Annotated in this window: 12 protein-coding genes; 9 read left to right on the forward strand and 3 right to left on the reverse strand. The window is 68.2% G+C overall.

What is annotated here, in order from left to right:
• Positions 1–231: 231 nt before the first annotated feature.
• Positions 232–2412 carry a right-handed parallel beta-helix repeat-containing protein gene (locus tag ACIRQ9_RS37730; RefSeq protein WP_404184448.1) on the reverse strand — a complete coding sequence of 727 codons (2181 nt, stop codon included), beginning with the start codon at positions 2410–2412 and terminating at the stop codon, positions 232–234.
• A 150-nt stretch (positions 2413–2562) separates the two neighbouring features.
• On the opposite strand from ACIRQ9_RS37730, the gene ACIRQ9_RS37735 reads away from it, so the two are divergent.
• Positions 2563–2706 carry a hypothetical protein gene (locus tag ACIRQ9_RS37735; RefSeq protein WP_404184451.1) on the forward strand — a complete coding sequence of 48 codons (144 nt, stop codon included), beginning with the start codon at positions 2563–2565 and terminating at the stop codon, positions 2704–2706.
• A gap of 290 nt (positions 2707–2996) precedes the next feature.
• Here ACIRQ9_RS37735 and ACIRQ9_RS37740 read toward each other — a convergent pair whose 3' ends face one another.
• Positions 2997–3980: an aldo/keto reductase gene (locus tag ACIRQ9_RS37740; RefSeq protein WP_404184550.1), complete on the reverse strand. Its 984-nt coding sequence runs from the start codon at positions 3978–3980 to the stop codon at positions 2997–2999.
• Positions 3981–4134: 154 nt separating this feature from the next.
• On the opposite strand from ACIRQ9_RS37740, the gene ACIRQ9_RS37745 reads away from it, so the two are divergent.
• From ACIRQ9_RS37745 to ACIRQ9_RS37780, 8 genes are all read left to right on the forward strand, one after another.
• A complete protein-coding gene (locus ACIRQ9_RS37745) occupies positions 4135–5154 on the forward strand; it encodes a zinc-binding dehydrogenase (RefSeq protein WP_404184454.1) in 1020 nt (339 codons plus the stop codon).
• Positions 5151–5912, forward strand: coding sequence for an SDR family oxidoreductase (locus tag ACIRQ9_RS37750; RefSeq protein WP_404184457.1), 762 nt, complete (start codon positions 5151–5153; stop codon positions 5910–5912). Before ACIRQ9_RS37745 ends, ACIRQ9_RS37750 begins: the two co-directional genes overlap by 4 nt.
• Before the next feature lie 924 nt (positions 5913–6836).
• Positions 6837–8207 (forward strand): ABC transporter substrate-binding protein, encoded by a 1371-nt coding sequence (locus tag ACIRQ9_RS37755; protein WP_404184460.1) that lies wholly within the window; start codon positions 6837–6839, stop codon positions 8205–8207.
• Position 8208: 1 nt separating this feature from the next.
• Complete coding sequence (locus ACIRQ9_RS37760) at positions 8209–9162, forward strand: carbohydrate ABC transporter permease (protein WP_404184463.1); 954 nt, start codon at positions 8209–8211, stop codon at positions 9160–9162.
• A 2-nt stretch (positions 9163–9164) separates the two neighbouring features.
• A complete protein-coding gene (locus ACIRQ9_RS37765) occupies positions 9165–10067 on the forward strand; it encodes a carbohydrate ABC transporter permease (protein WP_404184466.1) in 903 nt (300 codons plus the stop codon).
• A gap of 31 nt (positions 10068–10098) precedes the next feature.
• A complete protein-coding gene (locus ACIRQ9_RS37770; RefSeq protein ID WP_404184469.1) occupies positions 10099–11280 on the forward strand; it encodes a mandelate racemase/muconate lactonizing enzyme family protein in 1182 nt (393 codons plus the stop codon).
• Positions 11277–11615: an L-rhamnose mutarotase gene (locus ACIRQ9_RS37775; protein WP_404184472.1), complete on the forward strand. Its 339-nt coding sequence runs from the start codon at positions 11277–11279 to the stop codon at positions 11613–11615. The genes ACIRQ9_RS37770 and ACIRQ9_RS37775 overlap by 4 nt, the downstream gene beginning before the upstream one ends.
• Positions 11612–12448: an amidohydrolase family protein gene (locus ACIRQ9_RS37780; RefSeq protein ID WP_404184475.1), complete on the forward strand. Its 837-nt coding sequence runs from the start codon at positions 11612–11614 to the stop codon at positions 12446–12448. The genes ACIRQ9_RS37775 and ACIRQ9_RS37780 overlap by 4 nt, the downstream gene beginning before the upstream one ends.
• Here ACIRQ9_RS37780 and ACIRQ9_RS37785 read toward each other — a convergent pair.
• Positions 12433–13215 (reverse strand): FadR/GntR family transcriptional regulator, encoded by a 783-nt coding sequence (locus ACIRQ9_RS37785; protein WP_093508582.1) that lies wholly within the window; start codon positions 13213–13215, stop codon positions 12433–12435. The genes ACIRQ9_RS37780 and ACIRQ9_RS37785 overlap by 16 nt on opposite strands.
• Positions 13216–13464: the final 249 nt, after the last annotated feature.

Below are 13464 nucleotides of genomic sequence, written 5' to 3' on the forward strand. Positions count from 1 at the left end.
ATTGTATGGGGGGGGGGTGCCACCCCCCCGACCCCCCCCCCCGCGCGGTGTGGGAGGGGGGGGGGGGGGGGGCCCCCCCCCCCCCCCCACGGCCTGACGGTCGACGACAGGTCACTTGGCACTCTGCTGCTCATACGCCCGCCGCCAGAGTCCGTGAACCTGAACCGTCACTCTGCCGGCGCGTTCCAGAACTCCTCGCCGCGCTTGCCGTCGCCCCCCCGTGAGTGGCGTCTACGGCGTCGTTACGGCCGTGACGGTGCCGGAGTCGAACTGGTTGATCGCCGACTGCGTGACGTCGTGGGACGTGGAGAAGATGCCCGCATCCTGCTTCGCTGCCGCCGAGGCCAACGTCACGGGCTGACCGATCGCGACATAGTTGGCGCCGTCGTAGGAGTACGAGGCGCTGAACGAGGTGCCCGATCGGGTGAGCTTCACCCAGATGGGGCGGTAGATGTCGACGCCGGCGCGGGCGTCGGTGTCCAGGTACCCGTCGCCGTCGGCGTCCCACTCGAACACGACGCCGTTGCGGGCGGTGACCGCGACGACTGCGTACCCGGCCGAACTGCCCGCCTTGGTCATGTCGTTGCGGGCCATGACCCCGGACTTGGACCAGGCGTTGGCGTCGTTGACCGACACGACCCGGGTGGACACGCTCGAGCCGGCCGCGAACGAGCCGGACCGGTAGATCGAGCCGAACTGGTCGTCGTGCTGACCGCCGGCGCCCCACACGTCGGCGCCCGCCGCCGCGATCCCGAAGTCACCGAAGCTCTGGCCGAAGTACGAGCTGACGGCCGACGCTCCGGCAGTACGGAGGCCGGGCGCGACCGGTCCACCCGACGGGCACCCGGTGAAGCCGAACTGGTTCGCGTTGAGGGACGTCCGGTACTGCGGCGCGACACCCGCCTGGCAGATCACGTCCCGTGCGCCTGCGGGCCAGTTGGCGCCGGCTACCTTCACGTTGTTGATCAGCTGATTATGGTGCGCCGCGGCGTTCGGCGTCGAGGCTCCGCCCGAGTTGTACCAGTTGTTCTGGATGAGATTGTCGCTGGTGTTGTTGCGGAGGCTCGACGCGTTGGTGAAGAGGAAGGAACCGCCCTGGACCACGTTGTTCTCGTACGTCATCGAGCGCGAGCCCTCGTCGAGGTAGAGGCCGACTCCTGAGATGTTGAACAGGTAGTTCTTGTCGACCACGGTTCCCGGGCTGGCGGAGAGGTTGTAGACCGATCCGCCGTCGGCGAAGCGCGCCTTCGTGTTGTGCACGAGGTTGCCCTCGACACGGTTGTCCTTGAGCGTGGTCGGCGTCGTGTAAAGCGGGTTCCACTTGTAGTAGCCGCGGTCCACGTAGTCGTTCGACCCTCCGGCGTCGTTGATGCCCCAGCCGTAGCCGGTGTCGATGCCGTCGTAGGGGACGTTGGAGACCTCGTTGTGCAGGATGCGGGCGTTGGTGACGTAGGTGCTGAGGATGCCGCTGTTGTCCTTGTAGTCCACCCCCACGCGATTGATCGTGTTGTTGGCGATCAGGATGTTCTGGTTGGTCATCCTCGGGTCGCTGGGGTGGTGCGCGTCAGGCAGCACGCCGCCGACCGCGACGCCGTGCCCACTGTCCTCCGTGAACCGGTTGCCGACCACGTCGATGTCGCTGGCGCCCAGCCCGACACCGGTCGTCGTGGCATTGGCGTCGTTTCCGACGCCCAGCGCCGACTGGCCGAGGTTGGTGAACGTGTTGCCGGTGAACGAGATGCGGCTGGCAGCGGAGACCTGCACGGCGGCGGGCTCCTGGTACCAGCTGGTGCGCGCTCGTTCGAACATCTCGCAGCCGCGCGAGCAGCTGGTGAAGGCGTCGGCGGGGCGGTAGTCGTAGGCGCCCTTGATGAAGAGGCCGTTCTGCTGGTCCGCGTACCCGTCGGTCGAGGGGCCGAGCCAGGAGGTTCCGGAGAACTGGATGCCCTCGAAGGCAAGACCGGTCACGGGCTTGTCGTACGTCCCGCCGATGCTGATCAGTGTCTCCAGACGGGGCAGCTCGATGTCGAGCTGGTTGGGATCGACCCCGCTCGCCGGCTTGTAGTAGAGCTTCCCGGCGTCCGGATCGACATACCACTGGCCGACCTGGGTGAGGAAGCTCAGCGAGTTGTCGAGGTACCAGGTCGGACCGGCCAGGAATGAGTTCTGGACGGTGTCCCAGCCCCACGTGTTGTTGTTCCACGCCGGCTGGGCCATCGTGATCTCGGTGGCAGTGATGCTCTGAACCGGCGAGTAGCGGTTCGTGAAGTCGCCGAGGGACTCGAACTCGATGCGCCGCTGGTCGGGGAGCGTGGCGAGGTAGCTCAGGGCCGGGTTCTTGAGGGTGAGACCCGTCGCGGTGGGAGTGACGTCCGCGTTGGCCAGGCGGATGGAGGCGCGAGGGGCGATCACGCCGTTCACGTAGAGCTGGCGGGTGTCGAGGCCACTGGGTGTATGCGCTTCCCAGATGCCTGACCCCGCCTCGGACTTGGACCAGTCGGTGACCTTCGAGGCGCCTGTGATGACGGGGTGAGCGCCCGGGGCGGCGGTCCAGTGGATGGTGTGGTCGCCGCCGTCATCGCCGGGTCCGAACCGGAGGGGCTTGGAAAGGCGATACGTGCCGTCGGCAAGCTGAACGCTTACGTCACCCTGCTTGGCAGCCGGGCCGACAACATGCTGAGCCCGCTCGAGCGAGCACGGCTGTGACTGGCTGCAGTGTCCGGAGTCTTTCCCGTCCGGCGCCGCGAAGTACACCGTCCGAGGCGCGGCTTGCGCCTGGAGGGGAACGAGCGCTGATGCGATGACGGCGCAGACGCCGAGGGCCGCAAGGGTGCCCGCCCTGCGCCTCCACCGTCTGCTCACCGAGCGTGTCGAGTCTGACGTCGATGTCATGTTCGATCGCTTCCTGTGACTGGGGCGTTGATGCCCGCCACAGGGTTAGCATACGTATGATGTTTGCCACAAGATTCGTACGATGTTTACTTGGGGCCCAGGAACTAACCTGTGCGGGCGGGGTCCGGGACCAGTCCTGTGCCGTGCAGCTCCTCCCACAGCGCCTCCGGGATCACCGCCCGATACCGCGCGACGTTGCTGCGCACATGCTGCTCGGTGCGCATCCCGGTCACCACGGAGGTGACCGCGGGGTGGCGCAGCGGGTACTGGACGGCGGCGGCGGGAAGTTCCACGCCGTGTCGCTCACAGACGGCGGCGATGCCGGCAGCGCGTTCGACGACGGACCGCGGCGCCGCCCCGTAGTCGTAGTGCGCCGAGCCGTTCGCGGCCGTATTGCTCAACAGCCCGGAGTTGTAGATCGCCGCGGCGACGACGCCCACGCCGCGGGCGCCGGCGACAGGCAGCAGGTCGTCCAGTGCCGATTGGTCGAGAAGAGTGAACCGTCCGGCGACCATCACCACGTCGACATCGGTCCGCCTCACGAACTCGGCCAGCATCGCCGCCTGGTTCATGCCGGCGCCGATGGCACCGACGACGCCCTGGTCCCGAAGCTCGGCCAGAGCGGCGATCCCGCTCGACGATGCCGCCTGCCAGTGGTCGTCCGGATCGTGCAGATAGGCGATATCGAGCCGGTCCGTCCCGAGCCGCTCCAGCGACTCCTCCACGGAACGAAGGATCCCGTCGCGGCTGAAGTCCCAGACCCGCCTCTTCGTCGCCGGGACGACGAACCCGTCGTCGTCGAGTCGGTGAGCCGTGTCCGGGCTGTCCACGAGCAGACGCCCGACCTTCGAGGAGATGACCACGCCGTGCCGAGTGGTCGCACGCAGGGCGTCCCCCAGGCGGCGTTCTGACAGTCCGAGGCCGTAATGCGGCGCGGTGTCGAGGTAGCGGATCCCTCCCTCGGCCGCAGCTTCGACGGCGCGACACGACTCTTCGTCGGTCGTCTCGGTGAACAGATTGCCGAACTGGGCTGCGCCCAGGCCCAGTTCCGTGAGCTGGTGCCCCGTACGCAGGCCCCGGACGGGCAGCGTCTCTTCCGCGGACGGGTGGTCGCGTGGCGGTTGCTTGCTGGTCACGAGGTCGAGTTCTATCACGACAGCATACGTATGATGTTTCATGCTAGGCTGCGCAACCTCCGGGGGCCGGCGCGGCCTGCGACATGGCGAGGAGGAACCGATCGGTATGTTGGCGGCAAGCTACGTGGGTGCCCGCACGATGACCGTCGAGGAGCAGGAACCGGCTGAGCCGCGTGCGGGGGAGGTCCGCATCGCCGTGGCGTACGTCGGAATCTGCGGCACGGACCTCCATGTGTTCCACGGGGACATGGAAGGCCGGGTCAGCAAGCCGGCGACGATCGGACACGAGATGTCGGGCACGGTCGTCGCCCTCGGCGCCGGCGTGGAGGGCTGGTCGGTGGGCGATGCGGTGACCGTCATGCCGCTGGCCTGGGACGGCACCTGTCCGGCCTGCCGTGCGGGAAACGAGCACATCTGCCAGAACCTGGACTTCATAGGCATCGACAGCCCCGGAGCCCTTCAGGAGTACTGGAACGTACCGGCGTCGACACTCGTGCGGCTCCCCTCGGCGATCTCGCTGCGAGACGCCGCGCTCGTGGAGCCCGTCGCGGTGGCCGTTCACGACGTACGACGTTCCGAACTCGCCGCAGGCGACAAGGCGGTCGTCATCGGTGCGGGCCCGATCGGCGTTCTGATCGCGATCGTCGCCGCCGCGTTCGGTGCCGAGGTCGTGATCGCCGAGATCGACCCGACCCGCCGGGCCGCCGCCGAGGAGATGGGGCTGACCACGCTTGACCCCCTGTCGGTCGATCAGGTCGCCTGGGTGGAGGAGTGGACGAACGGCGCCGGAGCGGACGTCGTGTTCGAAGTCTCCGGCTCGGCCGCCGCCGTGCTCGGCGCCACCAGCCTGGCGAAGGTCCGCGGCACGCTCGTGGTGGTGGCCATCCATGCGCAACCGCGACCCATCGACCTGCACCGCGTGTTCTGGCGGGAACTGAGGTTGCTCGGTGCACGGGTCTACCAACGCCGTGACTTCGAGCGCGCCATCGAGCTCCTGGCCGAGGGTGCCATCCCGGCAGGGAAGCTCATCACGGGCACCGTCCCCCTGAGAGAGGTGGAATCGGCCTTCGGCCTCCTTGAGACCGGGCAGGCGATGAAGCTGCTCGTCGAGGTGAGCGCGTCATGAACCTGTTCGACCTGACCGGGCGCCTGGCCGTCGTGACGGGGGCCAGGCGGGGAATCGGATTCGCCGTCGCCGAGGCTCTGGCCGCCGCGGGCGCCGACATCGTCGGACTCTCCGCCACCCTCGATCCGGCCTCATCGGCTATCGGAGACCGCGTGCGCGAGCTCGGCCGTGAGTTCTCGGGACACCGGGTGGATTTCGCGGACCGGCGGCAGGTGACCCGGCTCGGCGAGGAACTCGCCGCAGGCGAGCGCCCGGTGGACATCTTGGTCAACAACGCCGGGACCATCCGCCGCGCTCCCGCGGCCGAGCACCCCCTCGAATGGTTCGACGAGGTGCTCGAAGTCGATCTCACGAGCACCTTCGCGCTCAGCCAGATTCTCGGACGGCGGATGGTGGAGGCGCAGTACGGGCGCATCGTCTTCACCGCCTCCCTGCTCTCGTTCCAGGGCGGTATCAATGTGCCGGGGTATGCGGCAGCCAAGTCCGGCGTGGCGGGACTGATCCGGGCGCTCTCGAACGAGTGGGCCGGACGTGGTGTGACCGTCAACGGCATCGCCCCGGGCTACATCGCGACCGACAACACCCAAGCGCTTCAGGACGACCCCGACCGGTCCCGCGCGATCCTCGAGAGGATCCCGGCAGGGCGGTGGGGAGCAGCGGAGGACATCGCAGGCGCTGCTGTCTTCTTGGCGTCGGACGCCGCGCGCTACGTCTCCGGGGCGATCCTGCCGGTCGACGGTGGCTGGCTCGGTCGATAAGGCTCTCCCCTTGCCCTGGCCCTCAGCCGACTCGGCACGCGGCGGTCGCGGTGGGACGAGTCGGAGTCGACGCCTTCGGCCGGCGGGTCGTTCGCGACGTGCGAGAGCAAGGCGTCGGCGCAAGGGTCATCGTCGGTCCCGACGCGCCGACCGGCCCGCTCTTCCGGGAGAGGCGCACCCGCAGCCACCAGGGTGCAGGGTGCGGTCCCACCGGCGCGCGCCGGATCGGCGCGAGCCGACGACGGCCTGGCCGCCACCCTCATCCCCGCTCCCGCGGGTCACCGCCGCCGCAGCTGCCTCAGTGGTTCGGAGTTCCCGGCAGCGGCAAGGCAGGCGTCGGCATAGTCCCGCGCCGCGTTCGGGGCCGAACGGTGGAGGCTGCAGGGTCGAGAGGGGCTGTGGCACGGGGGTCTGCGGGAAAGCGGCCATGGCGCTGCCGTCCGTCACGGTCTCGGACTGCCGGAGTACGTCCCGCGCGTCGGCTGCGCTGCCAATTCGATGGCTCCCACCGGTGATTCCCGCCGGAACATCCGCTCGAGCGAGGCGGCGGGCCATAAGCCAGGGCATCGGCTGACAGGACGCATCCGGATGTACACCCCGGCCCCGCAGCCGGCGCCGTCGGCAGCGACCGGACACGGCCACTCCCCGTCCGTCACGAGCGACTCCATCGCGCGTCGGCGGGGCCCAGTTGAGCGTCTCCTGATCGCAGTCGGCTTCAGCAGGGCCGAGTTACCGAGAGAACCTGCCTGCAGACCCGAAGGCCAGGGCAATCACAAGGCCGCCGTTCGCTGCGGACCCCACAAGATCTCACCGACAGCAACTGCTCAAAGTGATACGTATCGAGCTCGTGACAAACATAATACGTATGCCCTACAGTCCTCGACGCGGAGTCGTCAACGAAGTCGACAGGACAAGGGACATCTCATGGTCGGAATCCACACAGGGGTGCGTTCGCGCCGTAGAGCATCGGCCGCCGCCGTGATGGGCGTCGCGACGGCGCTCCTGACCCTCGCCGGTTGTGGGGGCGGAGGAAGCTCGGTGAACGGGGTGTACGGCTTTCCCGAGGCCAAGCAGGAGGCCTCCTCGACGATCACCGTCTGGGTGGACGCGGACCGACAAGCTGCCGCGAAGGCGTTCCAGAAGGCGAACCCGGACATCAAGATCAAGGTCGTCACCTATGACGGGTCGGCCAACGGGTCCAACTCCTTCCGGACGAAGATGCAGCTCTTCGACCGCGCCGGCAGCGGCTGGCCCGACGTCGTCTTCTCCAGCCAGAACAACGACGCGGCGTGGGCCAGCCAGAAGAGCGGCGGCAAGCAGGCGTTCGCGGCTGTGCTGGACAAGGGCCTGGTCCCGAAGAACACGCTCGGCAACTTCACCGAAGGCTCGCTCAACCCCTGCACGGTGGACGGCCGCCTGTACTGCCTGCGCAACGACCTCGCCCAGGCGGTGCTCTGGTACAACAAGCCCCTGCTGGACAAGTTCGGTTACGCCGTCCCTACCACGTGGGAGGAGTACCAGGCGCTCGGCGAGAAGGTCGCCAAGGAGCACCCCGGCTACATCGTCGGAACGGCCGGCGACGCCTGGACGCCCGAGGTGTTCATGTGGGGAAGCAAGTGCCAGGCCAATGACGTGCCCGGCCCCAAGTCCCTCACCGTGAAGACCGACTCGAACGAGTGCAGGCGGGCGGCCTCGCTGCTCGACACCCTCCGCGACAACAAAACCGTGCCGGTGGTCAGCGTGTTCACCCCCGAGTTCCTGAAGAAGTACACGGGCAAGGTGCTGATGATGCCGGGTCCGGCCTGGTACGCCGGCGCGATCTTCCACAACCCCCAGTCGCTCAACGTGCCGGCCGGCCAGCTCGGCGTCGCCGCGCCGCTGCCGTGGAAGGGCGAGAGCGGGGCGGTGACGGGCAACGTGGGTGGCGGAACCTGGTTCGTCTCCAGCCATTCGAAGAACCTCAAGGCCGCCGAGAAGTTCGTCCAGTTCGTCACCACCGCCGACGAGTACCAGGTCGATGTCGCACCGGGCTACCCGGCCTACGCGCCCGCCGCGCAGAAGTGGGTCGCCAAGCAGGAGGCGAGCAAGTACTACGCCACCCCGCTGCAGCCGGTCGTGACCGCGGCGTCGCAGGTCTGGGACGGCTGGGGCTACCCCATGTTCAGCCAGGAGGCGATCTGGGCGAAGACGATCACCCCGGGGATCACCGGCGGTAAGTCGATCGTGGATCTGCTGCCGACCTGGCAGACGGCCATCGAGAACCAGGCCAAGGTCAACGGATACAAGGTGAACTGACATGACCCTGGCTCCTCCGGGTGACCGGCCGGCCGTTGACGCCTCCGGGCGTCGGCGGCCGGGCCGGGGCGGCGGCCGGGCGGCCGGCCGCGCCTCCGCTCGCAGTCCGATCGGCTATCTCTTCGTCTCGCCCTACGCCTTGCTCACCGTCGTCTTCGGGATCGCGCCGTCGCTCTACGCCGTGGTCCTCGCCTTCACGAACGCCGACGGCGGATTCGCCGGCCTCGACAACTTCACCACGGTCGTCGGCGACTTCCGGTTCTGGCCGGCGGTGTCCCACGTGACCGCGTACCTCGTCCTCTGGCTGCTCGGGCTGGTGGTCTTCGTCGTCGGCCTGGCGCTGGTGGTCCACGCCATCGGCGTGCGATGGGTGACCACGACCCTCCGCTTCGTCTACTACCTGCCCGGCGCGCTCGCGGGCGCGTCCAGCGTCCTGTTGTGGCTCTTCGTCCTCGATCCGACCGCGAGCCCCGTCAGCGGTCTGCTCAAGGCGATGGGGTTCGAGAGCTTCGTGCAGGTGATCCAGCCCGGCCACCTCCCGGCGATCTTCGCGATCATCGCGTTCTGGACCGGAGCCGGCGGATGGATCCTCATCATGTACGGCGCGCTCAACAACATCAGCACCGAGGTGATCGAGGCCGCACGCATCGACGGCGCGAACGCCGTCCAGATCGCGCTGCGGATCCAGCTTCCGATGCTGCGCAAGTGGGTCGCCTACATGGGCGTCATGTCGCTCGCGGCCGGCACCCAGCTGTTCGTCGAGCCGCAGTTGCTCAGCCAGGCCAGCAACGCGGTGGTGCCGAACGACTACTCGCTCAACCAGCTGGCCTACCAGTACGCCTTCCAGCAGAACGACTTCAACGGCGCGGCCGCGATCTCGCTGATCCTGCTGGTCGTCGCACTCCTGCTGTCCTGGGTGTTCGTGACCCGCGGCGGCCTGTTCGAGAAGGAATGACCATGGCAGCACTCTCCGCCGCACGCCGCCGGCCGAGCCTCAGCGGGTGGAGCGGCCGGTCCATCACAGGCGTCCTGCTCGTCGTCTTCGTCCTGTTCTTCGCCGTCCCGATCGTCTGGCTGCTTCTCGCGGTGACGAAGTCATCGAAGACGCTCGTCGTCGCGGACCCGTTCTCGATCGGGTCGTGGTCGGACTTCGTCGCCAACTGGCACCAGTTGTTCGACTTCCAGGACGGTGCGGTGACGACCTGGATCGGGAACTCCGCGCTGTACGCGATCGGCGCCCTGGTGATCACGCTTCTCGTGAGCATCCCCGCCGGCTACGCGCTCGCGCTCACGGAGTTCAGGCTCCGGCAGGCGCTGCTGGTGCTGACGCTCGTCGTCATGCTGATCCCCAACACCGCGCTGGTGCTGCCCATCTTCCTCGAACTGAACAGCGTCGGCCTGATCGGGAGCCCGCTGTCGGTGATCCTGCCCATGTCGTTCTTCCCGTTCGGCGTCTATCTCACCTACATCTACTTCTCGACCAGCATCCCCCGTGACATCCTCGCCGCCGCGCGCATCGACGGCTGCAACGGGTTCCAGGTCTTCACCCGGGTCGCGCTTCCGCTGGCCGCCCCGATCGTCGCCCTGGTGGCGTTCTTCAGTTTCGTACAGAACTGGAACAACTTCTTCCTGCCGTTCGTGATGCTGCCCTCGAGCGACGGCTATCCGATCCAGGTCGGGCTCACCTCGCTCCTGGCGTCGACCCCGGCTTTCAATCCCAGCTCCGCGGGATCCGACTCCGTCCAACTGCCCACCCTGGCGCTGGGGACGATCGTGTCGATCCTGCCCGTCCTGGTCGTCTTCCTCTTCTCCCAGCGCTTCCTGGTCGCAGGCATGACAGCCGGAGGAACCAAGGAATGACCACTCGCACCTCCAAGGAGAAACACCGCCGATGAAGATCACCGGGTACCGCAGTCTGAGCACCGTTCACGACTGGGGCAGAATCACCGGGGACGTCAACGGTGTCCAGCCCGGCAACTCCACGCCGGTCCCCGTCCTCATCATCGAGACCGACAGCGGAATCGAGGGAGTGGGCCTCGGGGCCCATGCCGACATTGCCCGCGTCTTCCCCGCGATCGAGGGCGACGACCCGCGCTCGGTCATGGCGCTCTACGACAGCATGCTCGACTGGGTGTTCAAGGCCGGTCACTCGGGATCCACCTTCGGCACCGTCGGCGCCGTCGACATGGCCCTCTGGGACATCAAGGCCAAGGCCGCCGACGAGCCGCTCTGGCGGACCCTCGGAGCCCGCGAGCGCTTCGTGCCCGGATACGCTTCCGGTCTCGAGTACGGCCTGACCGACGAGGACCTCGCGGTCCTCTACGGCCGGTTCGCGGACCGCGGGTTCAAGGCCGGCAAGCTGAAGGGCGGCCGCGACCTCGACCGCGACCTGCCCCGGCTGGAGATCATGCGCGACGTCCTCAGCCGCAACTCCCGCCGGCCGGCGCTCATGTTCGACGCCAACGAGTCGTGGAACCACGCCCAGGCGGCCCGGTATGTCGCGGCCATCGAGGAGCGCGTGGACCTCACCTGGGTGGAGGAACCGCTGCGCCGATGGGATGCGGCCGGCATGGCCTCGCTGCGCGGAAAGGTGCGCGCTGCGATCGCCAGCGGCGAGAACCTGACGGGACTGGAGCAGTACCGCCCTCTGCTCGACGCCAACGCCGTGGACATCGTGCAGGTCGGCAACGTATGGGGGATCACTCACTTCCTCCGCGTCGCGACGCTCGCCCACGCCCACGACCTGCCGGTGAGCCCCGTCGCGTACAACGCGAACCCGGTGGCGCACGCCGCCGCCGCCGTACCGAACCTGCTGACCATAGAAGTCCAGGACCTTCACTTCCCCGTCGGTCTCGACGTCGACCAGCAGTTCGACGACGGCGGCATCGTCCTGGGCGATCGGCCGGGAATCGGGATCGTCGTCGACGAGTCCCGGATGTCACCGGCCGACGCCGCTCCACCCCGGCCCGCGGCGACCGGCCCGCACATCCGGCCCGAACGCGCCGGCCTGCGGCTGGTGGCCGAACCCGACGTGATCGACGACCCGACGCACCGCGGAGGCCGAACCCGATGACCCGTCGACCCGAGCGCAGGGCCTTCGTCGTAGGTGTGCGGCCCGACAAGCGCGAGGAGTACCTGGCGCTGCACCGCGCCGTCTGGCCGAGCGTCGAACGCAAGCTCACCGAGTGCAACGTGCGCAATTACAGCATCTTCATCTTCGGCGACATCCTGTTCGCCTATTACGAGTACGTCGGCGACGACCACGAGGCGGACATGCGGCGGATCGCCGACGACCCCATGTCGCAGGAATGGTGGACGCACACCGACCCGTGCCAGGTGAGGATCGCCAAGGAGCGTGATCCCGGGGCGCTGTGGCAGCCTGTCGAGGAAGTGTGGCACCTCGCATGAGTGCGGGCGTCGACGCCCATGTGCACCTGTGGAACCGGGCCGTGGACCCGCAGGACTGGATCGACCCGGAGACCATGGCGCCGATCGCACGCGACTTCGGAGCCGCCGATCTGAGCGGGATGCTGGACTCGACCGGTCTCGACGGTGCCGTGGTGGTGCAGTCGAGCAACAGCCTCGACGAGAGCATCCGGCTCGCCGGGCTGGACTCGCCGGCCGTCGCCGGCCTCGTCGCGTGGGTCGACCTCGCGGCGGAGGTCGGACCCCAGCTCGGCCGGATCCGCGAGAACGCCGCTGTCCCCGTCGTCGGGGTGCGGCATCTGGTCCACATCGACCCGGACCCGGAGTGGCTGACGCGCGAGGAGATCGGTGCGGGCCTCGCCGTCCTCGAGAAGGAGGGCCTCTGCTTCGACCTCGTCGTGCGTGAGTGGCAGCTCCCGCAGGCGACCCGCCTGGCCGCGCGCCACGGCGGACTCCGCTTCGTGCTCGATCATCTGGGCGGTCCGCCCGGGCCCGGGCAGGACAGGAGCAGGTGGGCGTCCCGGCTGCGGGAGCTCGCGCGGCAGCCGAACGTCGTCGCGAAGGTCTCGGGACTCACCTCGGGCCTCGCCCCCGGATCATGGCGCGCGAACGATCTCGCCGCACCGGTGACGATCGCCCTCGAAGCCTTCGGCCCCGGGCGTCTGCTCTACGGCTCCGACTGGCCGCTGGCCGAACTGGGCGGCGGAGCGGGGTCCTGGAAGTCCGCTCTGGAATCGCTGCTGGAGGGGCTTTCCCCCTCGGAACGCGCGCGGGTGTTCGGTGGCAATGCCGCCGACGTCTACTCGCTCTCCTGATCGATCGCCCGACCACGTTCCCTTGGCGCGTGGTCGGGCAGCCGACGACGCTCCCATGAGACGTGGATGTGATCGTGCATCGCCTTCTGGGCCGCGGCGACGTCCTTCCTCGAGATGGCATCGACGATCGCCGCGTGCTCCTCCAGCGTCAGTGCGACCGCGTCAGGGGGATCGATGCCCTGGTAGCGGCTGGACTCCACGGCTCGCTTGTACAGATGCTTGGCGATGTTCTCCGCCAGCCGGTTGCCGGAGATCTCCATGAGCGCGTAGTGGAAGACCACATCCGCCTGCCGGAAGGAGTCCGTCTCGGACTCGCTTTCACGCATCGTGGTCAACGCGTTCTCCAGCCTCCTCAACCCGTCTGCGCTGCGAGAAGCGGCGACCGCGCCCGCCATCGCCGACTCGAGGCTCGCGCGCACGATCGTCAGCTCGTCGAGGACACCGAGCGTCGCGTCGTTGTCGATCAACGCGGACAGCACCACCGGGTCGAGCATGTTCCAGTACCCCGGCGCCCGCACCTGGGTGCCGCGACCCTGGGAAACGATCACCAGGCCCTTCTCCTCGAGCCGCTTCACCGATTCACGCAGCACCGTACGACTCACGCCGAAGTGTTCGCTCAGCGGACCCTCCGGGGGCAGCAACTCGCCTTCCTTCAGCTGACCCGTCACGATGAGGTCGACGAGCTCGGAGACGACTGCCACACCCAAGCGGCTGGCGGGCAGGCGTCGCGGGAACAGACCGGTTGCGGGCTGCGACTCGGATGGCATAGGCATGACCCTATCGCTCAATCAATTTGCGGTCGAAGAGGTTCCTGGTCCACGACTCGTCGTCGACGTTCAACGTCCGGATCGCGGAGGCGTTCACGAGTACGGCCTCGAAGTCATCGGCACTGGCGCGCAGGCGCGGGAGATCCGGCGGCAACTCATTCGTGCGTTTGATCCCGGACCGGCCCGGCCCGAGCACGTCAGACCAGCAGTCCCACCACCGCGGCCGTCACCGTGAATGACGCGACCAGC

Origin of the sequence: Streptomyces sp. NPDC101237, from assembly GCF_044767465.1 — a bacterium.
In the GTDB taxonomy this organism is placed as follows: Bacteria; Actinomycetota; Actinomycetes; order Streptomycetales; family Streptomycetaceae; genus Streptomyces; species Streptomyces gramineus.

Excerpts from the sequence above, each read along its gene's own strand:
- ACIRQ9_RS37745 (WP_404184454.1), top strand. The coding sequence starts at position 4,135 with ATGTTGGCGGCAAGCTACGTGGGTGCCCGCACGATGACCGTCGAGGAG.
- ACIRQ9_RS37750 (WP_404184457.1), top strand. The coding sequence starts at position 5,151 with ATGAACCTGTTCGACCTGACCGGGCGCCTGGCCGTCGTGACGGGGGCC.
- ACIRQ9_RS37755 (WP_404184460.1), top strand. The coding sequence starts at position 6,837 with ATGGTCGGAATCCACACAGGGGTGCGTTCGCGCCGTAGAGCATCGGCC.
- ACIRQ9_RS37760 (WP_404184463.1), top strand. The coding sequence starts at position 8,209 with ATGACCCTGGCTCCTCCGGGTGACCGGCCGGCCGTTGACGCCTCCGGG.
- ACIRQ9_RS37765 (WP_404184466.1), top strand. The coding sequence starts at position 9,165 with ATGGCAGCACTCTCCGCCGCACGCCGCCGGCCGAGCCTCAGCGGGTGG.
- ACIRQ9_RS37770 (WP_404184469.1), top strand. The coding sequence starts at position 10,099 with ATGAAGATCACCGGGTACCGCAGTCTGAGCACCGTTCACGACTGGGGC.
- ACIRQ9_RS37775 (WP_404184472.1), top strand. The coding sequence starts at position 11,277 with ATGACCCGTCGACCCGAGCGCAGGGCCTTCGTCGTAGGTGTGCGGCCC.
- ACIRQ9_RS37780 (WP_404184475.1), top strand. The coding sequence starts at position 11,612 with ATGAGTGCGGGCGTCGACGCCCATGTGCACCTGTGGAACCGGGCCGTG.
- ACIRQ9_RS37785 (WP_093508582.1), bottom strand. The coding sequence starts at position 13,215 with ATGCCATCCGAGTCGCAGCCCGCAACCGGTCTGTTCCCGCGACGCCTG.